At 70.2% G+C, this 23,588-nt stretch carries 16 protein-coding genes; 3 read left to right on the top strand and 13 right to left on the bottom strand.

Features of this window, described 5'->3' with window-relative positions:
• Positions 1 to 9: 9 nt before the first annotated feature.
• Entirely contained in the window at positions 10 to 495 is a 486-nt protein-coding gene (locus WMF22_RS24425) for an NUDIX hydrolase (protein WP_231865014.1), read from the bottom strand.
• Positions 496 to 1,477: 982 nt separating this feature from the next.
• Here WMF22_RS24425 and WMF22_RS24420 point away from each other — a divergent pair.
• Positions 1,478 to 2,296: a carbon-nitrogen hydrolase family protein gene (locus WMF22_RS24420; protein WP_437301474.1), complete on the top strand. Its 819-nt coding sequence runs from the start codon at positions 1,478 to 1,480 to the stop codon at positions 2,294 to 2,296.
• An 85-nt stretch (positions 2,297 to 2,381) separates the two neighbouring features.
• Here the strand turns inward: WMF22_RS24420 and WMF22_RS24415 are convergent, their stop codons facing one another.
• From WMF22_RS24415 to WMF22_RS24405, 3 genes are all read right to left on the bottom strand, one after another.
• The gene (locus tag WMF22_RS24415) at positions 2,382 to 3,227 is read right to left on the bottom strand and encodes a helix-turn-helix domain-containing protein (protein ID WP_437301473.1); all 846 of its coding nucleotides are present in this window, start codon (positions 3,225 to 3,227) and stop codon (positions 2,382 to 2,384) included.
• A 123-nt stretch (positions 3,228 to 3,350) separates the two neighbouring features.
• A complete protein-coding gene (locus WMF22_RS24410; RefSeq protein ID WP_437301472.1) occupies positions 3,351 to 5,288 on the bottom strand; it encodes a DNA gyrase/topoisomerase IV subunit B in 1,938 nt (645 codons plus the stop codon).
• A gap of 2 nt (positions 5,289 to 5,290) precedes the next feature.
• Positions 5,291 to 7,693 (bottom strand): DNA gyrase/topoisomerase IV subunit A, encoded by a 2,403-nt coding sequence (locus WMF22_RS24405; RefSeq protein ID WP_438037179.1) that lies wholly within the window; start codon positions 7,691 to 7,693, stop codon positions 5,291 to 5,293.
• Between the two features lie 310 nt (positions 7,694 to 8,003).
• Here WMF22_RS24405 and bamA point away from each other — a divergent pair, with 310 nt between their 5' ends.
• Both bamA and WMF22_RS24395 read left to right on the top strand, forming a co-directional pair.
• On the top strand, positions 8,004 to 10,652 hold the full coding sequence (gene bamA / locus WMF22_RS24400; protein WP_437301470.1) for an outer membrane protein assembly factor BamA: 2,649 nt from the start codon (positions 8,004 to 8,006) through the stop codon (positions 10,650 to 10,652).
• Positions 10,653 to 10,876: 224 nt separating this feature from the next.
• Positions 10,877 to 11,659 carry a rhomboid family intramembrane serine protease gene (locus tag WMF22_RS24395; protein WP_012237081.1) on the top strand — a complete coding sequence of 261 codons (783 nt, stop codon included), beginning with the start codon at positions 10,877 to 10,879 and terminating at the stop codon, positions 11,657 to 11,659.
• 42 nt (positions 11,660 to 11,701) lie between these two features.
• On the opposite strand, the gene WMF22_RS24390 is transcribed toward WMF22_RS24395, so the two are convergent.
• From WMF22_RS24390 to WMF22_RS24350, 9 genes are all read right to left on the bottom strand, one after another.
• Positions 11,702 to 12,013: a hypothetical protein gene (locus tag WMF22_RS24390; protein WP_437301469.1), complete on the bottom strand. Its 312-nt coding sequence runs from the start codon at positions 12,011 to 12,013 to the stop codon at positions 11,702 to 11,704.
• Positions 12,014 to 12,124: 111 nt separating this feature from the next.
• Entirely contained in the window at positions 12,125 to 14,044 is a 1,920-nt protein-coding gene (gene rpoD, locus WMF22_RS24385) for an RNA polymerase sigma factor RpoD (protein ID WP_437301468.1), read from the bottom strand.
• Between the two features lie 118 nt (positions 14,045 to 14,162).
• A complete protein-coding gene (gene dnaG, locus WMF22_RS24380) occupies positions 14,163 to 16,112 on the bottom strand; it encodes a DNA primase (protein ID WP_437301467.1) in 1,950 nt (649 codons plus the stop codon).
• A gap of 199 nt (positions 16,113 to 16,311) precedes the next feature.
• On the bottom strand, positions 16,312 to 16,869 hold the full coding sequence (atpC, locus tag WMF22_RS24375) for an ATP synthase F1 subunit epsilon (protein ID WP_437301466.1): 558 nt from the start codon (positions 16,867 to 16,869) through the stop codon (positions 16,312 to 16,314).
• Positions 16,870 to 16,876: 7 nt separating this feature from the next.
• Positions 16,877 to 18,301: a F0F1 ATP synthase subunit beta gene (gene atpD, locus WMF22_RS24370; RefSeq protein ID WP_012237076.1), complete on the bottom strand. Its 1,425-nt coding sequence runs from the start codon at positions 18,299 to 18,301 to the stop codon at positions 16,877 to 16,879.
• A gap of 261 nt (positions 18,302 to 18,562) precedes the next feature.
• On the bottom strand, positions 18,563 to 19,393 hold the full coding sequence (gene rsmA / locus WMF22_RS24365) for a 16S rRNA (adenine(1518)-N(6)/adenine(1519)-N(6))-dimethyltransferase RsmA (protein WP_437301465.1): 831 nt from the start codon (positions 19,391 to 19,393) through the stop codon (positions 18,563 to 18,565).
• 9 nt (positions 19,394 to 19,402) lie between these two features.
• On the bottom strand, positions 19,403 to 21,073 hold the full coding sequence (locus tag WMF22_RS24360) for a DUF58 domain-containing protein (protein WP_438037178.1): 1,671 nt from the start codon (positions 21,071 to 21,073) through the stop codon (positions 19,403 to 19,405).
• A gap of 6 nt (positions 21,074 to 21,079) precedes the next feature.
• Complete coding sequence (locus WMF22_RS24355) at positions 21,080 to 22,057, bottom strand: AAA family ATPase (RefSeq protein WP_437301463.1); 978 nt, start codon at positions 22,055 to 22,057, stop codon at positions 21,080 to 21,082.
• Positions 22,054 to 23,490 carry a DUF4350 domain-containing protein gene (locus WMF22_RS24350; protein ID WP_437301462.1) on the bottom strand — a complete coding sequence of 479 codons (1,437 nt, stop codon included), beginning with the start codon at positions 23,488 to 23,490 and terminating at the stop codon, positions 22,054 to 22,056. The genes WMF22_RS24355 and WMF22_RS24350 overlap by 4 nt, the downstream gene beginning before the upstream one ends.
• Positions 23,491 to 23,588 lie beyond the last annotated feature (98 nt).

The raw sequence follows: 23,588 nt of genomic DNA, 5'->3' as shown, positions 1-23,588 counted from the left end.
TGCCTCGGCTCACTCGAGCTCCGTGTCGCCGGCGCGCCGGGCGGCGGCGAAGAGATCCCCCATGTCCATCGCGAGCTCGGACGGGAGCTCGTCTTCCCGGAACAGCCTGGCCTCGCGGATCTCGAGCGGGTTCTGCGGAGGGCGCGTCGGCGCGGCGATCCGGGCGGTGACGACGACCGTCACGGCGTGGAAGCGGATGTCGCGATCGGGCCGCGAGTACACGCCCACGACCCGCCCGAGCTCGACCTCGGTGACGCCGGCCTCCTCGGCGAGCTCCCGCACGATGCTGTCGCGGAGCGTCTCACCCCATTCCAGGGTGCCTCCCGGGAGCGCCCAGGTTCCGGTGTCGCTGCGGCGAACGAGCAGCCACCGGCCGTCGGCGGTCTGAGCGGCGGCGGCGATGCCGACGACAGGTCGCCGGAGCAGCGCGCGGGCGACCTCCTTGGCGAGGGCGAGCACGGAGCGCGGCAACAGCGACAGGGGAGCGATTTCCATGAGAATTTTTGTGGCGTGCGGGGAAAGCATAGGAGCGATCGGGCGCCGCCGGGAGAGGGTTCCGTGCGGCCTCGGCGGATCCTGCGGACGTCCATGCGCCGTGCGGCTCAGGCTCGGTCGCGGGAGAGAGGCAGGCTACGCTCGTCCCCATCATGGCGATCGTGCGGAGGGCGATGCGCGCTCCTGTCGGGTTGTACGGCTGGGCTGTCCTCTGCGGCGTGATGGCCTGGGGCGCGGCGCTTGCGCTCGCGTCGCTCCCGAGCTGCACCGACGAGCGGCTCCCGTCGCCGCGCCCTCAGGCGGGCAGCTCCACCAGCGCGGGCGCCTCGGGGGGATCGCCGCCCGATGCGGGCGCCCACGAAGGGTCGTCGAACGTCTGCGAGTGCCTCGCGGCCTACGGCGGCGAAGCCGGCCGCTGCGGCGATTGCTTTAACGAGCATGCGTCCCGCGGTGGGCGCTGCGAGGCGGAGCTCGCGGCGTGCGACGGGGAGCCCGGGTGCAGGCCGATCAGCCTGTGCCTCAAGGGGTGCGGCCACAAGAAAGCCTGCCAGACGGCGTGTGTGTTCCCGGACGAAGCGGGCGCCGCTCACCGGATGTTCCAGCGGGTGCTCGCCTGTGTGTGCGCCGCGTGCAGCGCCAGGTGCACCTACTCCGGTGCGCCGCTCGAGTGCGCCGCGCCCTCCGAGGTGGACGGCAGCGGTGGAGCCGCTGGCGCCGGCGGGGCAGGTGGCGGTGGAGCCGCTGGCGCCGGCGGGGCAGGTGCCGCTGGCGCTGGCGGAGCTGCTGGGGCAGGTGCCGGTGGGGCTGCGGGCGCCGGCGGGGCAGGTGGCGCGGGTGCCGGTGGGGCTGCGGGCGCCGGCGGGGCAGGTGGCGCAGGTGCCGGTGGCGCTGCGGGAGCGTCCGGAGATCGAGGAATCTGACGAGCCCTGCGCTCTCGTCGGCGCGCAGTCCACGCCGGGTCCCCGTGCGGTAGGCTTGCCGCATGGAGAAACCGGTGATCTGGGCGGCCCTTCAGCTCTCCAGCCAGGAGAACGTGAGCGAGAACCTGGCGCGGGTCGAGGTGCTCGTCGTCGAGGCGGCGCGCCGTGGGGCGACGACGGTCGTGCTGCCCGAGAACTTCGCGTACATGGGCAACGAGGAGGGGAAGCGCAACATCGCGGAGGACCTCGACGCTGGCGGCGGTCCGATCGCGCGTCGTCTCGCCGACGCGGCGCGCTCCGCCCGGGTGACCATCGTGGCCGGCGGCTTCCCCGAGCGCGCGCACGATCCGGCGCGACCGTACAACACCTGCGCGGTCTTCGGGGCCGACGGCCGGCTCACCGCGCGCTACCGGAAGATTCACCTCTTCGACGTCGAGATCGCCGACGGAACGAAGTACCGCGAGTCGGCGTCGACGACCGCCGGGGATCGCCCCGTCGTCACCGAGATCGACGGCGTGAAGCTCGGGCTGTCGATCTGCTACGACGTCCGGTTCCCGGAGCTCTACCGCGCGCTCTCGTCCGCGGGCGCGGAGGCGATCGTCGTCCCTGCGGCGTTCACCCTGCTCACCGGCAAGGACCACTGGCTGGTCCTGCTCCGCGCGCGGGCCATCGAGGCCCAGGCGTACGTCGTGGCCGCGGCACAGTGGGGCAAGCACCCTGGCGGGCGGGCGACGTTCGGGAAATCGTGCGTCATCGATCCGTGGGGTGAGGTGATCGCTCAGGCCTCGGAAGGGGAGGGGATCGCGATGGCGATGCTCGACCCCTCCTACCTCGATCGGGTCAGGGCGAACCTACCGTCGCTCACGCACCGGAGGCTCTGATCGTCGTGTCATGGGGGTAAGCACTTTGTCCTCGCACCGGAGGCTGCGGTGCCCGCGCTCCGCAGGGTCGATCTCTGCCGTCAGCTCACTCGGCAGAGGCGTCGCTCGGCTCCGTCTCTCCGGCCGAGGGCGGCGTGCTGCCGCGCTTGGACAGGAGGGCGCGGAGCTCCGCAGGTCTGCGGAAGCCGATGCGGCGGGCGACCTCTCCCTCGGTTAGCCCCTCATGCAGCAGCGTTCGCGCGCGCTCCGCGCGCACCTCATCGTAATAGACGTGGGGCGATGACCCGAAGGCCGCGCGGAAGAGCCGTGCGAAGTGAAACTCGGACAGATCGAGGTCCAGCGCGACCTCGTAAGAACGGATCCTCTGGCCTGCTTCCGCGGCGCTGCGGATGCGGTCGCGGCCGAGCAGGATCCGCTCCGAGGTACTGCGCGGCAGCGGGGCTGCCGAGCGCAGTGGTGGCGTGGATCGGGAGGCGCCGGTCGCCACAGCGCGCTCGCACGGCAGCTGCGCGCCGTGGCTCGGCGCAGCGACGCCATGCGCGGGGAGCGACGCCGGCCGCGCGGCAGGCGCGCCGCCCGGAACCGACAGGGAACATGCGGCCGGCATGCTGTGGGACGAGGAGGGTGCGATCGGAGTCGAGATGGGAAGCGCAGTCGTCACGAGTACCTCTCCAGCGGTGAAAGGGCGGTGTCTCGCGGTCATCGCGGCCACCGGCGCGACGTATTGCAACCAGCAGGCCGCGAGCCGACGCAGCGCTCTCGGCTCGCGCGGTTCGGCATTCAGCAGCACAAAATCCCGCGATTGTCCGGCAGCCTGCTCGCGATGTCCGACGGGGTGTGGCCTGCCGTTCACGTGGCACAGGCGCCAGAGATCACCCGCGGTTGGCACATTGTGTCTTCGCGACGAGCACGCCATGGCGGTCGCCTGCATCGCGACATCCTCGCGGCGAGCTCATGGGGGGCAGGGAGGATGAATGCTGGAGCGCGGCCGCGCATCCAACGAGGTCCGCGCGAGGCGCGGAGTCGCCGCGACCCCTCGAACGAGGGATCGATGTCAGACGTCGATCTCGGCGTTCGGCGCGCGCTCCATGATGAAGCGGAAGCGCGCCTGGGCGTCCTTGCCCATCAGCTCGTTCAGGATGCGATCGGTCTCGATCTCTCCCTCGATCACGATGCGCAGCGCGCGCCGGCGTCGGATGTCGAGCGTGGTCGCCTTGAGGTCCTCCGCGGGCATCTCGCCGAGCCCCTTGAACCGCGAGATATCCGCCTTGGCCGTCTTGGGGAGCTTCGCGAGGACCCGGTCGCGCTCCGCGTCGTCGAGCGCCCAGTGCGTCTCCTTGCCGACGTCGATCCTGTAGAGGGGCGGCTGCGCCAGGAACACGTGCCCGCCGCGGAGCAGGCCGGGCAGGTGCCGGTAGAAGAACGTCAGCAGCAGCGTCGCGATGTGCTGGCCGTCGCTGTCGGCGTCCATGAGTAGAAAAATCCTTCCGTAGCGCAACTTGGAGGCATCGAAGTCCTTTCCAAAGCCGCAGCCCAGCGCGCTCACGATGTCCTGGAGCTCCTTGTTGCCGAGCACCTTCGAGGTCGAGGCCTGCTCCGCGTTGAGCACCTTGCCGCGGAGCGGGAGGATCGCCTGGGTCCGGCGGTCTCGGCCCTGCTTGGCCGAGCCACCTGCGCTGTCGCCCTCGACGATGAAGAGCTCGCTCTCGCTCGGATCGGTCGATGCGCAGTCGGCGAGCTTCCCTGGCAGGTTGAGCCGGTGCGACACCGGCGTCTTGCGCAGGACCTGCTGGGTCGCCTCGCGCCGCGCCTCCCTGGCGCGCGCCGCCAGGATCGCGCGGGCCACGATCGACTCGCCGGCCGTGCCGTTGTGGAGCATCCACTGCTCGAGCGCCGGCCGGACCATGCCCTCGACCGCCGGGCCGGCCTCCGCGTTGTTGAGTCGATCCTTGGTCTGCCCCTGGAACTGCGGATCCTGGATGTAGATGGACAGGACACCCACGATCCCCTCGCGGATGTCGTCGGCCGTCAGGGTGACCCCCTTCGGCTGGACCTTCTTCGCGTCCATGAACGCGCGGACCGCCTTCACGATCGCGCCGCTGAAGCCGGACTCGTGCGCGCCGCCCGCGTGCGTCGGGATGCCGTTGACGTACGACTTCACGTACTCGTCGGTCGACTCGGTCCACTGGAGCGCGGCCTCCAGGCGGATCTCGCCCTCGCGCGCGACGTAGAAGATGGTCGGGTGCGTCACCGGCTTGCCGCGCTGGGCGACCAGCTTCGGCAAGAAGTCCGCGATGCCGTTCGGGTGGAGGAGCTCGATCGACTCTCCGGACGAGAGATCGCGGAACGCGATCTCGAGCCCTCCGTGGAGGTACGCCTTGGCCTCCAGGCGCTCGCGGATGGTCTCGGGATCGAAGCGCCGGCCCTGCCCGAAGATCTCCGGATCGGGCCTGAAATGGATGGTCGTGCCGTGCTTGCGGGTGGGCGCGCCCTTCTTGAGCTTGCTGGTCGGCGCGCCGCGCGAGAACGTCTGCTGGTGATCGAACCCGTCGCGCAGCACCCGGACCTCGACGAGCTCGGAGAGCGCGTTGACGACGCTCGAGCCGACGCCGTGGAGCCCGCCTGAGACCTTGTAGTTGTCGCTCGCGAACTTCCCGCCTGCGTGCAGCGTGCAGAAGATGAGCTCGAGCGCGGGGCGCTTGTACCTGGGATGGACGTCCACCGGGATGCCGCGCCCGTCGTCGGTCACGGTGGCGCCCTGGAGATCGGCGTCGAGCGTCACCTCGATCCGCTTCGCGTGCCCGTTGATGGCCTCGTCGACCGCGTTGTCGACGATCTCCCAGAGCAGGTGGTGGTAGCCCCTCGCGTCGGTGCCGCCGATGTACATGGCGGGGCGCTTGCGGACGGGCTCGAGCCCCTCGAGCACCTCGATGTCAGCGGCCGTGTAACGTGCGCCGGAAGCGGCGCGGACCGGGGAATTCGTGGCGGCCATGTTCAGCTCACCTCCAGCGTCGGTACGACGACGGCCGGCGGCACCACGCGGGCGAAGCGGTCGCGTCGCGCGACCGGCTCGCCCTGGGTGCCGCGCTGGCCGGCGATCTTGCTCGCGGCGATCTCGAGCGTCTTGCCCTTCTCCGTCTCGACCGTGATCACGTCGCTCGGCCCGAGGGCGAGCGCGGCGCCGACCAGGCGCTCACCTTCGGCGACCCGCATGACGACGGAGCCCTTGCCCGGGCCGGAGAGCAGGGCGAGCTCCTCCACGGCCACGCTGAGCGCCCAGGCGTCGCTCGAGGCGCAGAGCACCCGGTCGGCGCCGTCCACCGCGTGGACGAAGAGCACCTCGTCGCCCTCGTTCAGCTTGGCGAAGCGGCGCCCGGAGCGCGTCGATGGATCGCGGTGCGGCCGCAGCGAGAACCTGAAGCCGAGGCCTCCTCGGGTGATCGCCAGCGCGAAGGGCGGCTCCGGCTCGGCGGAGTCCGGGGTCTGCGCCGGGACGTCGAGCGCCCTCGGATCGAAGGACATCAGCGCGATCAGCCGCTCGCCGTCGGCCAGCTTGAACAGCTTCTGCACGGGATCGCCGTAGCCCGTCGACTGCGGCACGTCGTGGATGCGGCACACGTAGCACGCGCCGAGGTTCGAGAAGAACGCGACCGTCGACCGCGTCGAGCCGGCGACGGCCGCGAGGACGCTGTCTCCCTCGCGAATGCGCGTCGAGGCCAGATCCTTCACCTCGCGGACCCGCTTCACCCAGCCCTGCGCCGAGAGGATCACGTTCGCGTCCTCGGCGACGATGAAGTCCTCCGCCTGGTACTCGGGCTCGTCGATCGAGCCGACCACCTTCGTGCGGCGCTTCTCGCCGTAGGATCCCTTGATCTCGACGAGCTCGTCGCGGACGATCCCCCAGCGCTTCGCGTCGTTCCGGAGCAGCCCTTCGATCCGCTTGGCCTCGGCGCGCTTCTCGCCGAGATCCTTCTGCACAAGCAGGATCTCGAGCCGCGCCAGCCTGTAGAGCTTGAGCTCGAGGATCGCGTCCGTCTGCTCCTCGTTGAGGGTGAAGCGCTTCATCAGCTTCTCGGCCGCGTCGGCCTTGCCCTCGCTCTTGCGGATGATCCGGATCACCTCGTCGAGCGCGTCGAAGATCTTCTCGAACCCCTCGAGGATCGTGATCCGCCGCCTCAGCTCGCCGAGCTCGAACTCGAGCCGCCGCGTCACCGTCGCGTAGCGGAAGTCGAGGAACTTCGTCAGGATCTCGTGCAGACCGAGGCGCCGCGGCGCGGCGATCTCCGCGTTGTCGGTGGGCACGAGGCAGGTGAGGTTCACCTGCACGTTGATCGCGAGCGGCGTCTGTTTGTAGAGGTACGCCATCACGAGCTGCGCGTCGGCGCCGCGCTTGAGCTCCATCACGATGCGCACCTCGCCGGTCGACTCGTCGCGCACGTCCACGAGCGTCGGCAGCTTCTTGGAGAGGATCACCTCGGCGATCTTCTCGACGATCGCCTTCCGCTCGATGCCGTACGGGATCGAGGTGATCACGATCTGCGGAGCGGCGCCGCGCTTGCCGTCGCCCTCTTCCAGCTGCCACTCGCCGCGGAGCTTCAGCGAGCCCTGGCCTGCCGTGTAGACGGCCTCGAGCTCCTTCTTCGTCGCGTGCAGCTGACCTCCGGTCGGGAAGTCCGGCCCCTTCACGTACGACAGCAGGCGGTGCGTGGTGAGCTCGCGGTTCTCGATCAGCGCGACGCACGCGTCGATCACCTCGCCCAGGTTGTGCGGCGGGATGCTGGTCGCCATCCCGACCGCGATCCCCTGCGAGCCGTTCACGAGGAGGTTGGGGAAGCGCGATGGAAGGACGATCGGCTCGAAGCGGGTCCCGTCGTAGTTGGGACGAAAGTCCACGGTGCGCTGGCCGAGCTCGCTGAGCAGCTCCAGCGCCAGGGGCCGGAGCTTCGCCTCGGTGTAACGCATCGCGGCGGGCGCATCGCCGTCCACGGAGCCGAAGTTCCCGTGGCCGGCGATGAGCGGCGCCCGCATCACGAAGTCCTGCGCGAGCCGGACCATCGCGTCGTAAATCGCGACGTCGCCGTGCGGGTGGTACTTGCCCATCACGTCACCGACGACCGCCGCGCTCTTCCGGTACTTCGCGTCCGGCCCGAGGTGCAGGTCGTGCAGCATCGCGTAGAGGATGCGGCGCTGCACCGGCTTCAACCCGTCGCGGACGTCGGGCAGCGCGCGCGACGTGATGACGCTGAGCGCATAGTTCAGGTACCGGCGCTGCGCCTCGTCGGCGAGCGAGGTGTCGGGCGCCGGGGGCGGCGGCGGCTCGCTGTCACCGGGCCGGCCGCCACGGCGGCCCTTGCGGGACGCGTCACCGTCGGACGGAAGGGAGGGGGTTCGAGACACGCGATGCTCCAGGGAGTGCGCGGGCACCGGACGAATAGGTGCTCCGATGTTCAGGTGAACGCTGGCGAGCCTCGGCAATTACCCAGGGGCGCGCGCTCGGTCAAGGCTGCCTCGCGGGAATTTCTGGGCAGCGCGTGCTCGCCTGCGCTCGTGCGGACCCTGGCATAGCGTCAGATGGCCGCGAGATCGACCCGAACGCGGGCAGCGCAGCGCGGCCTGACGGCGACGCCTTGATTTCGGCGTCCGCCCTTGAGACTCACGGCGCGCTGGGCTACGGGGTGGCGCCTTGTACGCGACAGGCACCCGACCCATGCTTCGCCTTCTCGGCCGCTGGCTGCGGCTCGTCTGGCTCGGCCTCTTCCTGGTGTTCGTTGCAGTGGCGGCGATACGGCCCCGGCTCGCGGCAGCCCAGGTGCCCGGAGGTGCTCCGGGCGCGCAGCCGCCCCGGGGCGGCGCCGCGCCGCCTGCCGCCCCGGCCAGCGCTGCGCAGCCGCCCGCGCCGGCCGACGCGGCCGTGGGAGCCCAGCCCGGCGCCGGTACACCTGCGCAGGTCGCCGCCGACGCCGTCGAGCCGACGATCCATCTGGCGCCCACGGAGGCCGAGCTCGCTCGGGGGCAGCCGGTCGTCCAGGTCGCCATCGCCGGCAACCGGCGGGTCTCGACCGAGGACGTGCTCGTCTACCTCGGGCAGACGCGGGTCGGCAGGCCGTTCACCCCCGAGGGGCTGGCGCGCGACGTGCGCGAGCTCTGGGACTCCGGCCTGTTCGACGACGTCGAGGTCGACCTCACGCGCCGCGACGACGGCGTGAGCCTGAGGGTGCTGGTCCGCGAGCGCCCGAGCATCAAGGCCATCGAGTTCTCCGGCAACAAGGAGATCGACAGCGAGGATCTGACCGAGGCGCTCTCCGTCGAGATCAAGACCGGCACGATCCTGAGCTACGCGGCGATCCGGCGTGGCGTGCAGAAGCTCCGCGACAAGTACGCCGAGGAGGGCTTCTTCCTCGCCGAGGTCAGCTACGAGGTCAAGCCGGAGCGGGAGAACCAGGTCACCGTCAAGTTCACGATCAAGGAGCACTCCCCGGTCACCGTCCGGCGCATCACGTTCATCGGCAACCAGAACATCTCGGACGAGGAGCTCCGGGAGGTCATGATCACGGGGCAGGGGGGCTTCTTCGCCTTCGGCACCGGCGGTCCGTTCCGCCAGGACGCGTTCGAGCGCGACGTCCTCGTGATCAACGCGCTCTACTACGATCGTGGCTTCCTCGCGGCGCAGGTCGCGACGCCCAGGGTGATGCTCACGCCCGACCGCACGGGCATCGAGGTCACGATCACGATCAACGAGGGGCCGCGCTTCCGCATCCGCTCGCTCCGCGTCTACGAGCGCGACGCCGACGGCCGCGAGATCGAGCCGCTCGGCGGGCGCCGCGCGCTGCGCGAGATGGTGCGGGCCAAGCCGGGCGACTGGTTCAACCGCGCCGAGCTGGCGAAGGATCTCGGCGCGATCCAGACGCTCTACCGCGACGCCGGTTACGCCAACGTCGAGGCGTCGCCTGACACCCAGCTCGACCCGGACAGGCGCGAGGTCGACATCACCGTCGGCATCCGCAGAAACCAGCTCGTCTACTTCGGGCGCATCGAGATCCGCGGCAACACGAAGACGCGGGACAAGGTGATCCGCCGCGAGATGGAGGTGGAGGAGCGGCGGCTGTTCAGCGAGACGAAGCTGGAGCGATCGAAGCAGCGGATCACGGCGCTCGGCTACTTCGAGCGGGTCGACATCTCCACCGAGCAGGGCGACGACCCCCAGCACATCAACGTCAACGTCGACATCGGCGAGAAGCCGACGGGCACCTTCCAGATCGGCGCGGGCTTCTCGAGCGTCGAGAACTTCATCGCGACGGCGCAGGTCCAACAGGCGAACCTGCTCGGGAGCGGCCAGTCGCTGTCGCTCCAGGCGCAGATCTCCGGATCGCGGCGCCTCATCGACGTCCGCTTCTTCGAGCCGTACCTGTTCGACAGCCCGTTCTCCGCGGCGGTGAGCGTCTACAACCAGCTGCGGACCTACACGGAGTTCTCGCAGACCTCCACCGGCGGCTCGCTCACGCTCGGCTACCCGCTCATCGAGCCTGAGCTGCGCGCGCAGCTGACCTACACGCTGGAGAACGACGAGATCTCGTCGGCCACGAACACCGGCCTCGGCACGGCAGAGGAGCGCGCCTCGTTCCAGCGGCTCCCGCTCTACAACCTCTTCAACGCCGGGCTCACGTCGAGCATCCGCCCTGCGCTCACCTTCGACACGCGCAACAACCAGCTCTTCCCGACCTCGGGCATTTACCTGCAGGGCTCGGTGGAGCTCGCCCACAGCGCGTTCGGCAGCGAGAACGAGTTCCTGCGGTACCGCGCCACAGGGAGGTTCTACTACCCGATCACGGACAGCCTGGTCCTCAAGCTGAACACCGAGGCCGGCATGGTGACGAGCCCCAACCCGCAGGGGGTGCCGATCTTCGCCCGCTTCTTCCTGGGCGGCATCCTCGACGTGCGCGGCTTCGAGATCCGGGACATCGGCCCGCGCCTCCCGCTCCGCGAGTCGCTCGATCCGAACTCGCTGCCCATCGCGAACGGCGCGAACATCGGCGGCAACCTGATGTACTACCAGAACCTCGAGCTGGAGTTCCCGATCCTCGAGGCCGTGCAGATCAAGGGCGTCGTCTTCACGGATCTGGGCAACGCCTGGAACCTCGAGAAGCTGTACTGCAACGCCGCCCCCGCATCGCCGCACGACGTCACGAACCCGTGCTTCTCGGCCGAGCGCCTCCTCGACGTCCGCACCTCGTGGGGATTCGGGCTCCGGTGGTTCTCCCCGCTCGGACCGCTGCGCTTCGAGTGGGGCTTCCCGTTCAAGCGGCTGCCCTACGAAGAGACGTACAAGTTCGAGTTCAACATCGGCAACTTCTTCTGAGCCCCTGGCCAGCGGGCGCAGCAGGGACGTGCGCGTTCCCCGGGGGGGCTGACGGGGGGCTGACGGGGGGGTGGTGCGCGGGCGGGCGGACCCTGCCCCGGAGCGTCCTGGATGGCGCGCAGCGGGCGTCGCGGCCGCTGGAGGGGGGCGGGCGCCGGGCGGATCGCCGTGGAGTCCGGGGGCGGCGGTTGCTCGTCGGGGGCGCCGCTGTTAGGTGGAGATCCATGCGCCCGGAGCACAGCTCGATGGGGTTCCCCAAGCCAGGCAAGGCCCTGCTGGGGATGATGATCGCGATCGGCTGTATCTGGGTGATGTTCACCCTGGGCCTGAACTGGGGGGGCGCCGGCGAAGGCGTGCTCGAGCCGTTCCTCGGCATCAGCGAGAAGGTGCTCCACGGCCAGGTGTGGCGGCTGCTCACCGCGCCGCTCGTCCACAACCCGAGCGACCCCTGGCACTTCGTCACGACGCTGCTCGGCCTGTATTTCCTCGGTGCCTCGCTCGAAGAGCGCTGGGGAGCCAGACGCACGCTGGCGTTCCTGTTCGGCTCCGCCGCCTTCGCGTTCGCGCTCCAGGTGGCGGTGGGCGCGCTCCTCCCGAAGATGGCGCGGCCGGTCTTCTACGGCGGGCTCGGGATGATCGAGGCGGTCGCCGTCGCGTGGGCGCTCGCGCACCGACATGCCACGGTCCGCCTCTTCTTCGTCCTCCCCGTGACGGGCACCATGCTGCTCGTCTTCATCTTCGGGATCTCGGTGCTCAACGTCATCGCCATGCGCGCGCCCCCCGAGGGGCTGATCACGCCGTTCGGGGGCATGCTCGCGGGGTATCTCTTCGGCGACTTCTCCCCGCTGCGCCGCTTCTATCTGCGGATCCGCTTCCGTCAGCTGCAGGCGCAGTCCGCCGCGCTCCGCCGCGTCCCTGCGGCGCGCGGCCGCTCCGGGGGCGTCCCGCTGAGGGTCATCCCCGGCGGCCAGAAGGACCCTCCGAAGGACAAGCGCTACCTCAACTGAAGGGGTCGCGCGGCGCCCCGCCCCGGCCGTGCTCCCAGGCGTTCAGGGCGCGGCGCACCGGCGGAGCTCTTCGAGCGTCTTCGCGCGCGTAAGGCAGGCGAGCTCGCCGGGGTCGACCTTGCTCCCGGCGAGCTCCCGCTTGCAGTCGGATGTCCACTCCGACGAGAGCCTCTCGCCCTCGCTGTCGATCACCACGGAGGCTTTCCCCGGGCCCCCTTTCGCGGTGGACCCCACCCGCTTTGCCTCCGCTGCCCACGCGGTGCGCATGCCCTCGCCGATCGTGCGGCAGTCTTCTTCGGACATCGTCTTGGTGCAGCCGCCGAGGACCGCGCCCGCGAGCACGAGGAGGGCCACGGCGGCGCGTTGCTCGCCGACCGCGCAAGCGCGTGCTCGGCCAGCGAGAGGCCAGCAGCGCGGCCTGCGCGGTAGAGCTGCCTTCGTTTGGCGAGCAGGCCAGCCCACGGACTAGCTGTCGATGAAGCTCTTGAGCTGCTTCGAGCGGCTGGGGTGCCGGAGCTTGCGGAGCGCCTTCGCCTCGATCTGCCGGATGCGCTCGCGCGTGACCTCGAAGTCCTGACCGACCTCTTCGAGCGTATGGTCGCTCTTCTCACCGATGCCGAAGCGCATCCGGAGCACCTTCTCCTCGCGCGGCGTCAGCGTCTTCAGGACCTTACGGGTCTGCTCCGCGAGGTTCATGTTGATCACGGCCTCCGCGGGCGAGATCACGCTCTTGTCCTCGATGAAGTCGCCAAGGTGCGAGTCCTCTTCCTCGCCGATGGGGGTCTCCAGCGAGATCGGCTCCTTCGCGATCTTCAGGACCTTGCGCACCTTGTCGAGCGGGAGCTCCATCTTCTCGGCGATCTCCTCGGGGGTCGGCTCGCGGCCGTACTCCTGCACGAGGTAGCGCGAGGTGCGGATCAGCTTGTTGATCGTCTCGATCATGTGGACCGGGATGCGGATCGTCCGCGCCTGGTCAGCGATCGCGCGGGTGATCGCCTGCCGGATCCACCACGTCGCGTACGTCGAGAACTTGTAGCCGCGCTTGTACTCGAACTTGTCGACGGCCTTCATGAGGCCGATGTTCCCTTCCTGGATGAGGTCCAGGAACTGGAGGCCGCGGTTCGTGTACTTCTTCGCGATGGAGACCACGAGGCGGAGGTTCGCCTCGACCAGCTCCGCCTTGGCGCGCTCCGCCATCCGCTCCCCCTCGCGGATGTTCTCGTAGGTGTCGCGGATCGCGGCGACGTCGATGTTGAGCTCTTCCTCGACCTTCTTCAGGCCCTTCTGGGCGTTCTTGATGGTCGATTCGAAGTCGTTGAGCTCCTCGCGGTTGACGTTGAGCTTCTTGGCGAGCCGCCCCTCGAGGGCGCGGTTGCCCTTCACCTTGATGAGCTCGCGCTTGAGCTCGCCCTTCGAGAGCCCCGTGCGCCGCTCCAGCTCCGTCGCGCCCGCCTCGGCCTTCTCGACCTTCGAGATGAGGCTCTTCAGCTTCTGGACGATCTTGTCGATCGTCCGCTTGTTGAGGCGCATCTCCTCGAGGGTCGTCACGAGCTCGGCTGTCGCCTGCGTCACCTCGACGTCGATCTGCTTGCGGCGGACCTCCGTCTTCACCTCTTTGCGCTCCTCCAGGAGCTCCGCTTTCTTCTTGTCGACGCGCTTCACCTTGTCGATGAGGCGGATGATGCGCCGGTCGGCCTCCTCCTCGTCGAACTCCTGGTCGTCGTTCTCGGCGTCCTTGATGAGCTCCTTCACCCGGATCTTGTGCTTCCGGAGCTTCTCTCCGAGATCGATGATCTCGCGGACGGCGATGGGGGAGTCGAGGATGGCGGCGTTGACCTTCTGCTCGCCGATCTCGATCCGCTTCGCGATCTCGACCTCGCCCTCGCGGGTGAGCAGCGAGACGCTGCCCATCTTCCGGAGGTACATCCGGACGGGGTCGTTCGACTTCGAGTAGTAGTCGACGTCCTCTTCCTCGCGGTCGGGCGTGACGACGAGCTTCTTCTCGCCCGCCTCCTCGTCCGCGATGCGCTTCGGCGCGATCTTCACCTGGGTCGCGCCGTCGACGATCTCGATGTCCTCGTCGCCGAGGGCGCCCACCACGTCGTCGAGCTGATCGGGCGCGACGTCCGCGGGGAGCGCGTCGTTCACCTCGTCATAGGTGAGAAAGCCTTTGCTCTTGCCGGTTTCGACGAGCTTTTCGAGCGTCTTCCGATCCTTCTCCGACCGCTCGGCCCGGATGCCCGCGTCTCCTTTGTTGCTAGGGCGCGCCCCCCCCTCGGCGTGCCCGCGTGTCGATGCGTGCCGCGCGCCGTTCAGCGCGCCGCCCCCCGCAGCCCTCGCGACCCCGCCTGCCCGACCGGAAGATTGCTTGGCCTTGCTCGCCATTACCTCATGCTCCACTTACGGCGATCAGCTCGCCGCGACCGACAAGACACCAAATGACTCCGATAAACTCTAGGGATCACGCACGTCGAGTCACCACGGCGAGGCGACCCGGAACGCATCAAGGAAGACCGAGACCCCCCGCTCTTCGCTGGAATAGCTCACGCAGCAAAGCGTTTTCAGCATCAGCGTCGACCGCGCTCTTCTGGAGCTGGCTCACGACGGCTGCTTTCTGTCGCGCCAGGGCTTGCCTGCTCAACTTTTGTGAATTCTCCAAGAGCGTCGCCTTGGCCGTTGAGGCCGCTTCGAAGACAGGCGAGACCAGCCGTCCAGCCGCGAATGAATGGATCGGAGCCGGGACTTGCGCAAGAAATTCGCTGGCGGCAAGACCCATTTCAAAAGTGAAATTTTGACGCGCCGCAACAATTGCCAGGGCGACGTCGCCTTCGAGGCACTCCAGCGCCGTCTGGAGATCCTCGTCGGCCAGAAGCTCGGGAAAATCGAGGATCGCACCCAGGATCTCCAGGCTTACCTCCTGGATTTGCGTGCGCGAGCGAGCGCGCTCCCACGTCTCGGTCGTCTGTCCGGAGGGGGTCACCTCTCGGGTTGCCTGGCTCCTCGGGCGGGAGAGGGACTCCTCGACGACGCGCTCCAGCTGCCGGAGGTCGTCCGGTGAGCGGCCGCCGATCACGAGCTTCGACGAGAGGCGATCGGCGTAGAGCTTCGCCATCATCCTGAGGTTCGGGTCGTCTTCGTCGGCGAGCAGCGACGTCACGGCGCGCACGCGGGCGAGCTGCTCGGGCAGCGACGAGCCTCCGAAGCTGTCGCCGTCGAGCGCCTCGTCGATCAGGTGCTCGAGCAGGCCGCGCGCCGCCTTGACGATGCGCGCGATCGCCTCCGGGCCGTGCTTGCGCGCGAGGTCGTCCGGATCGACGCCGGGAGGCAGCACGGCGACGCGCGCGCTGAGCCCCGCCTCACGGCACGGGGCGCGCGCCGCGCGCGTGGCCTTCTTGCCGGCCGCGTCGCCGTCGAACAGCAGGATGACCGCGGGCGCGAAGCGCTTGATGAGCTTCGCCTGCCCGGGCGTGAAGGCGGTGCCGAGCGGGGCGATCGCCTGGCCGATGCCGCGCGCGTGGAGCGCGACGACGTCGAAGTTGCCTTCCACGAGGATCGCCTCGCCGCGCTGGCGGATCGCCTGGCGCGCCTGGTGCAGCCCGAAGAGGTGCTCGCCCTTCGTGTAGATCGGCGACTCGGGGCTGTTGATGTACTTCGCCGGCGCGCCGTCGGCCTGCGGCGCAGGGCCGGTGAGGCCGAGCGACGAGAGCTCGGAAGGGCTGGGATCGGGCAGCGCGCGTCCGCTGAACGCGATCACCCGGCCCATCACGTCGGTGACGGCGAACATGAGCCGGTGCCGGAAGCGGTCGTAGTGTCCGCTCCCCGACGAGCGCGGCACGAGGAGCCCGACGCGCTCCGCGAGGACCGGGGAGACGCCTTGCTGTCGCAGGTACGTGGAGAGCCCGTCCCAGCCGAACGGGGCGTAGCCGATCCGGAACGCCTGGAGGGCGTCGGCGATCGGGTCGGCGGCTCCATCACCGTCGCGGAGGGGCAGGCCGCGCCGCTCGAGCTCCTCGTGCGCGTAGCGCGCGAGCGGGTGAGGAGCGCTGCCCGGCCCCCCGCGGAGGCTGTGCTCGAAGAACGTCGCGGCGAGGTGGTTGACGGCGTAGAGGTCGTCCTTCGACCTGCGCGCCGCCTGCGCCTCGCGCCGCTCGGCCTCGGTCAGCGACTCCGCCACCTCGATGCCGGCGCGCTCGGCGAGCGCGCGGATCGCCTCGGCGAACGTCCGGCCCTCGAGCTTCATCACGAAGTCGATGGCGCTGCCGGTCTCCTTGCAGCCGAAGCAGTGGTAGAACCCGCGGTTCGGGCTCACGTGGAAGCTGGGCGTCTTCTCCTTGTGAAAGGGGCACAGCCCGGTGAAGGAGTGCCCTCGGCGGGCGAGGCGCACGCTTTCGCCGATGAGCGCTACGAGATCCGTGCGCTCTTTCACGAGCGCGATCGTCTCCGGAGAGATCATGGGCTGCCTTGGGGGCTCCGTGCGTGCGGGGCCCGAGGATCATCACGGGTGGACTCAGACGGCGTGGCGGCGTCCGCGCCAGCGCCTCGGTGGTACGGGCGGCTCGCGAGGCGGGAGACTTCCCAGTCCCTCGCGGCCTGTGTGGAGACAAGTGTCCTGTGCGGCGGCCGCACGTGCAAGGCGGTAGCCGCCAGAGGCGTCACTTCGGATCGGGGAACGGAGAGCCGGGCTTCTTGTGGTCCGTCAGGCTCTCGTCGGGCTGGGAAGCCTCGACCATCTCGTCGACCGGCGGCGCCTCGGCGTGATCGGCCAGGAAGCGCGTGTCTTCGCGGACCATCGGAGGGGGCGGATCGCCGATGAGCTCGAGCTCGGTGGCGAGCCACTGCTCCTCCTCGATGAGCGCCCGGCGGCGCGGATCAGTCAGGTCGCCTTGCCAGTGGTCGAGCTCGGTGTCGACCTCCTTGAGCCGGCGGCGTACCCTCACGACGTCGACGTCGTCCTTCACCGCGAAGCGCTCGGTGAGGAGCAGCGCGGTGTCGCCGGCGACCTCGACGAAGCCATGATGGACGGCCAGGCGGTGCTCCTGACCGTTCTGGTGGTAGGTCACGAGGCCGGTCCGGAGCGCGGCGAGCAGCGGGAGGTGACCCGGGAGCACGCCGAACTCGCCGGCGACGCTCGGCGCGGTCACGTCCGTGACCTGCTCGCGCAGCGCGACGCCGGTAGGCGTCACGATCTCGAGGAGGATTGTGTCGGCCATGGCTGCGTCAGGACGCCCTCTGCGACGCCTTGGCCTTCACGTCCTCGATGCCGCCCACCAGGTAGAAGTCCTGCTCCGCGACATGGTCGAGCTTGCCGTCGAGGATCTCCTCGAAGCCCGCGATCGTGTCCTTGAGCGGCACGAGCTTGCCCTCGAGCCCGGTGAACTGGGCGGCCACGAAGAACGGCTGTGACAGGAACTTCTGGATCTTGCGGGCGCGCGCCACGACGAGCTTGTCGTCCTCGCTGAGCTCGTCCATGCCGAGGATGGCGATGATGTCCTGGAGGTCCTTGTAGCGCTGCAGCGTCTGCTGGACGCGCCGCGCGACGGAGTAGTGCTTCTCCCCGACGATCTGGGGGTCGAGCATCGTCGAGTTCGAGTCGAGCGGATCGACGGCCGGGTAGATGCCGAGCTCCGAGATCGCGCGCGACAGCACGGTGGTCGCGTCGAGGTGGGCGAAGGCCGTGGCGGGCGCGGGGTCGGTCAGGTCGTCCGCGGGGACGTAGATCGCCTGGACGCTGGTGACGGAGCCCTTGGTCGTCGAGGTGATGCGCTCCTGGAAGGCGCCCATCTCCGTCGAGAGGGTCGGCTGGTAACCGACGGCGCTCGGGATGCGTCCGAGGAGCGCGCTCACCTCGGAGCCGGCCTGGGTGAACCGGAAGATGTTGTCCACGAACAGGAGGACGTCCTGCCCCTCCTCGTCGCGGAAGTGCTCGGCCACGGCGAGCGCCGAGAGCGCGACGCGGGAGCGAGCGCCCGGGGGCTCGTTCATCTGGCCGTAGATCAGCGCGGCCTTCGAGATGACGGGGCTGCCGTCCGCGAGCTTCGACTCGCTCATCTCGAGGAAGAGGTCGTTGCCCTCGCGCGTCCGCTCGCCGACGCCGGCGAAGACGGACACGCCGCCGTGCGCCTTCGCGACGTTGTTGATGAGCTCCAGGATGAGCACCGTCTTGCCGACGCCGGCGCCGCCGAAGAGGCCGATCTTGCCGCCCTTGCGGTAGGGGGCGATCAGGTCGATGACCTTGATGCCCGTCTCGAAGACCTCGACCTTGGTCGACTGCTCGATGAACGGGGGCGGCTCCCGGTGGATCGGCGCCACCTTCTTGGCGTGCACGGGCCCGGCTTCATCGATCGGCACACCGACGACGTTCAGGATCCGGCCGAGGCACTCGTTGCCGACCGGCACCATGATGGGCTTGCCCGTGTCGCGGACTTCCATCCCGCGCACGAGGCCGTCGGTGGAGTCCATCGCGATCGTGCGCACCGACGACTCGCCGAGGTGCTGGGCGACCTCGAGCACGAGGTTGTCCGGCTCAGCCGAGATGCTCGGGTTGCTCAGCTTGAGCGCGTTCAGAATCTTGGGCAGCTGGCCAGCCGGGAAATCGACATCGACGACCGGTCCGATGACCTGGGTGATCTTTCCAACAACCATGGAGCGGGAGCCCTCCTCGTACGTGCTTTGACGAGTCGCGGGGCCCACTAGCACGGACCTGCGCGTCCGACTAGTGCCGTGTGCCAGAAATTCTGCGGGATTTTTGACGGCCACGTCGCTGCGGACGCGCGGTCGTGGGCGTGTTTTCCGGGGGCTGGGCTCCACGCGGGACGTCCGTGTGCGACGTCCAATCTCGCATCACTCTCCGGCTCCGGCTCCGGCTCCGGCTCCGGCGACGGGGCGCCGGCGCGCGGCGGGCGCTCAGCGTCCTCTAAAGGCGGCGATCCGCGCAAACGCCTCCACGCTGAGCGTCTCGCCGCGAGCGTCGAGCGAGATGCCGGCGTCCTTCGCGTGCCGCTCGAGCTCCTGGGAGGACCAGCCATAGAGGTTCTTCCAGGCGTTCCGGAGCGTCTTGCGGCGCGCCGAGAACGCGGCGCGCACGGCGGCGCGGAAGGCGTCCGTCTCCTCGGCGCGCCGCGGGCGCCACGGCGTCAGCACGACGACCGCCGAGTCGACCTCGGGCCTCGGGTAGAACGCGCCGGCGCGCGCGATCAGGAGGCGGCGCACGTCGAACGCGGCCTGCACGAAGACCGAGAGCGCGCCGTAGTCGGCGCTGCCCGGGGCCGCGACCAGGCGATCCGCGACCTCGAGCTGCACCATGAACACCGCGCGATCGATCTGGTGCGCGACGGTGGTCGCCTGCTCGAGGAGCCGGCCCGTGATGTGGTACGGGAGGTTGCCCGCCACCGCGTGCGGCCGCGCGTGGCCGGAGAGCGCGCCGACCCAGTCGACCTGCGCTGCGTCGGCCTCGAGCAGCGTCAAGCGGCCTTCCTCGATCGGCCCAGCGAGCTGCTCGCGCAAGATCGGGACGAGGTCGCGATCGCGCTCGATGGCGACGACGTGCGCGGCGCGATCGAGGAGCGGCCGCGTGAGCGCGCCGAGCCCTGCTCCGATCTCGATCACCGCGCCGCCCTCCGTCGTCGTGGCCGCCTCGGCGATCCGGCGCGCCGCATCGACGTCGACGAGGAAGTTCTGCCCGAACCCCTTCTTCGGGGAGAGACCGCGTGTGCGCAAGAGCTCTGCGATGGCCATCGCCCGTCCTCAGATCTGCGGTGGGTGCGCCCCGTCGTGGGCTACGTCTGCGGCTCTGCTCGGCGCGGCCGCCGCGCGCAGCCGCACCACGCGCACGCCGGCCTTGCGGAGCGCGGCTTCGCGGCGGGTCTGAGCCACCCGCGCGCGGATGAGCACCGCCTCGGCCGCGATCGGCGCGAGCTCCTGGAACGCCTTGCTGGACGGCGTGGGGCCGCTCTGCCCCTCGTCGCCCTCGCCGTCCTGCGGTCGCGGCGCCTCCCAGGGAGGCCCGAGCCCTGGCTCGAGATCCGGGAGCGTCCACACCACGTGAACAGCCTTCCGCGAGAGCCGACGCACGGCCTCCGAGAGCTGGCCCAGCTGTGCGTCGGCCGGAGGCGACGCGAGGACGTAGACCATGCTCGCGCGCGGCTTGGCGCGCGCGATGTGCGTGAGCGACTCGGCGACCGCCACGGCGGGATCGCGCCGATCCGGCTCGGCGCGCGCGGGCGACTCGATGCCGTAGCTCGCGAGGTAGCGGCGCAGCGTCCGTTCGCGCTGCGAGCGCCCGAGCGGCGCCGGCGCCGAGAACGGCGCACGCGCGCGCATCGACTCCGCGCGGGCCGTCAGCCGGTCGAGGTCGCCGCGGCGCAGATCGTCGAGCCCGCGCGCGTCGAGCGGCCTGAGGTGCTCGATGACGCGCGCCGCGACGTCCGTCTCGTCGAGCTCGCTCCGATCCGCGTCGTACGTGCCGCACCCGACGGTGAGCGCCTGCGCGATCTTCTGGCCATGCCCTGGGCCGTGATCGGGCGCGATCGTCACGCGCGGGCCGGGGGCCAGGACGATGAGCCCGACGCGATCGCCGCGCCCGAGGTGCCTCGTCGCGATGGCCGCGGCCTCGTCGATCATGAGATCGAGCGGCGCGCGGCCGAGCGGGCCCGCCCAGAGCTCCACGGCCGCGTCGACGAGGATCCAGACCACATCCCGCTCCTCGCGCTCGAACTCCCGCACGAGCAGTGTGCCCCGGCGCGCGCTGGCCTTCCACGCGATCTTCCGGAACGGGTCCCCCGGCTGGTGCTCTCGCAGCTCGCGCAGGTCGTCGCCTTCGCCGCGTACGCGCCCGGGCTTGCCGGAGGCTGCGAGGAGGTGACTGCGTCCTCCGCGCGGCTGCGTCAGGTACGGCATGAAGGGCCGCGGGAGCACCTCGATGCCATACGGGTTCGCGAAGGTCAGGGGCACCTCGAAGAGGCCCGGGGCGCCGTGGACCTCGAGCGCGAGCCCGTGGAGCCCGTGCTGGCCGACGCGCGGCGTTCGCACGATGACCTTCACCTTGAGCCGACCCGAGGCGGAGACCTCGCCGCGGTTCGGCTCGATGCGCACGTCGAGCTGCGACGACGCGATGGTGCGCAGCTTGACGTAGCGAGCCGCGAGGGTGTCGCGGTTCCGAACCTCGGCCTCGATCTCCACGGTGCCTCCGCGCGCGGAACGGAGGATCCGCCGCGAGCCGCCCCAGAGCATCTCGAACCCAGCCGCGCGGATGCGCGCCACCGACACCAGCGTCACGCCGCGGGCGAGCGCGATCGCGACCAGGATCGCCCCGCCCCAGCCGACGATCGCCGGCTCGCGCGCGATGAGCCCGGCGCCCATGACCGCGACGCCGGCGATGGCCAGGTGGGCGGCGGTGCGCGTGGGGTAGAGCTGCATGCGGATCTACGCCGGCCGCGCCGCGCGCCGGTACCCCACGCGCTGGACCGCCTCGTCGACGATCGTGTCGCGCGCCTTGGGATCCACGTCGGCCTCGGGTACCAGCACCAGGCGATGGGCCAGCGTCGCTTGTGCCATGCCGCGCACGTCGTCCGGCGTGACGAACGGGCGCCCGCCGATCACCGCCGCCGCCTTGGCCGCCTGGACCAGCGCGAGCGTGGCCCGCGGCGATGCGCCGAGCAGCACGCGAGGGTGCGTGCGCGTGAACGCGGTGAGGTTCACCGCGTACTCGTACAGGTCGTCCTCGACGTGGATCCTTCGCGCGACGCCCTGCAGCATGAGGAGGTCCTGGACGGAGAGCGTCGCCCGCGCCCGCGGCGCCTCGACGTTGTGCGCGCGGAGCATCGCCACCTCGTCCTTGTGCTGCGGGTAGCCGAGGCTGACCCGGATGAGGAACCTGTCGATCTGCGCCTCGGGCAGCGGGTAGGTCCCCTCGAGATCGATCGGGTTCTGCGTCGCGAGCACCATGAAGGGCGACGGCAGCTCGAAGCGATCTCCCTCGATCGTCACCTGTCGCTCCTGCATGGCCTCCAGGAGGGCCGACTGGGTCTTCGCCGGGGCGCGGTTGATCTCGTCGGCGAGCACGAGGTTCGCGAAGATCGGACCGGGGCGCAGCGTGAAGGTCCCCTCCTTGGGCGACAGGACATAGGTCCCCGTGATGTCGGCGGGCAGGAGATCGGGCGTGAACTGGATCCGCCGGACCGACGCGCCCAGCGCGGCCGCGAACGCCTTGACCAGCGTGGTCTTCGCGACGCCGGGGACGCCCTCCAGCAGCACGTGCCCCTGCGCCAGCAGGGCGGTGAGCATCAGATCGAGGGCGCGCGACGAACCGATGTAAACGCGCGTGATCTCTCGCCGGACCGCCTCGATCCGCTCCTTTGCCGCGGAGATTTCGTCGACGGCGACGGCCTGAACCTGGTTCATCGAGCGCCTTTGTCTGAGTGGGGTGGTGCGAGCTTCGCGTCTGTTGGCGACGGGGACGCCGTCGCAGGATCGGGGGGCGCGCCGGGGTGACGTCCGCGCGGTGGCTTCCGGCCGTCGGCGCCGCAGGCGGCGAGGACATGCCGCACGACGTCGGCGGCGTGCAAGAGCGCAGGCCTCGACACGTTCGCCGGCTTGCCGGCGACGACGGACGCTTCGACTCGGTACATGGTGCCCAGAACATCCTTGAAGGCCGAGAGGGCTCGCTCGTCAAGAGATCCCTCTCGCGCCACGAGCCGCGCGACCGTCTCCTGCGCCGGATTCGCCTCCAGGCCGAACCGCAAGGACAGCGCCTCGAACAGGGCGCTCTTCAGCTCGAGGAACGCGAGGCCCCGCGGGGAAGAGGGGGCGGCGAGGACGGCGAAGCGCCCGGCTGCGCCTCCCTGCGCGACGAGCGGCGTCGGGCGAGCGTACCGGGGGAGCGGGCTCCGGTAGGGCCGTGCGGAGGCGCGCGCGGTCCAGATCGCGAGGCCGAGGCCGGCGAGCGCCGCGAGCGCGAGGAGGGCGCCGCCCGGAAGCCCGTCCCGGCGGGCGTCCTCGACGGCGCTCGCGAGCGCCTTGACCTGCGCGTCGAAGTCCTTTCGGAGCGACGTCTCGCCGCCGAACGAGCTCTCTTCGTCGAACCGGTTCGCGACGATGTGGAGCCGCCCTCGGCGCGGCTGAGCCCCGTCCTCGTCGACCAGGTAGCGCGTCAGGCCCGAGGCGAAGGCGCGGTTGCCCGGGTACCTGAGCATCATGTTCATCAGCGCGGACGGGTCGCCCATCGCGAAGAGCCGGCCCTTGCCGACCTGCCCGGCGACGGCGAGGATCACGTCCGGCTCGCTGACGGCGCGGATCCGCAGCACGGGCGAGAGGTTCGGGTGCCGGAGGCCGGTCGCGTGGTTCGTGACGAGCCGCTCGACGTGGCTGACGACGGGGTGCCGGCCGACGGAGTGGCCCCCGACGGTGTCGGCGACCGGCTCCGCGATCGCGAGGGAGGGCCGGTTCCGGAGCGCGGCGAGCGGCCGGGCTGGCGTCGGGATGCGCTCGATCTGGAATCGCCGGAGCGTGTCGTCGCCGCGGCCGAAGTCGTCGATGATGGCGAGCCGCCCGCCGGCCTTCATGAAGGCGGTCGTCTCGTCAGCGTCGAGCGTTTGCAGCGGGTGGAGGACCAGGATGCCGTCCTCGGGGCCGACCTGGCTCCAATCGAGCACAGCGACGGGGTGGACCCTCGCGGCCCCCAGCTCCGCGCGCGCGATCTCGAGAAGCTCCGAGCAACCCTCCCAGCTCGGGTCGTTCACGTCGAAGGCGGCGCCCGCTGCTCGGGCGGGCGCGAGCAGCGCCATCAGTGCGACCAGCGCCGCCAGGAAGGAGCAGGATGTGACGTGCGAGCGCACCGGCCGACGCCGGTCTTCCCGAACAAGTTCGGAACCGGAACTGGAACTGGAACCGGAACCGGAACCGGAACCGGAACCAGAAGCAGAACCCGACCCGG

The organism is Sorangium sp. So ce204 (assembly GCF_051526795.1).
Classification (GTDB): domain Bacteria; phylum Myxococcota_A; class Polyangia; order Polyangiales; family Polyangiaceae; genus Sorangium; species Sorangium cellulosum_B.
The sequence above is the reverse complement of the archived record's forward strand: the minus strand, read 5'-3'. Positions and strand labels throughout refer to the sequence as shown.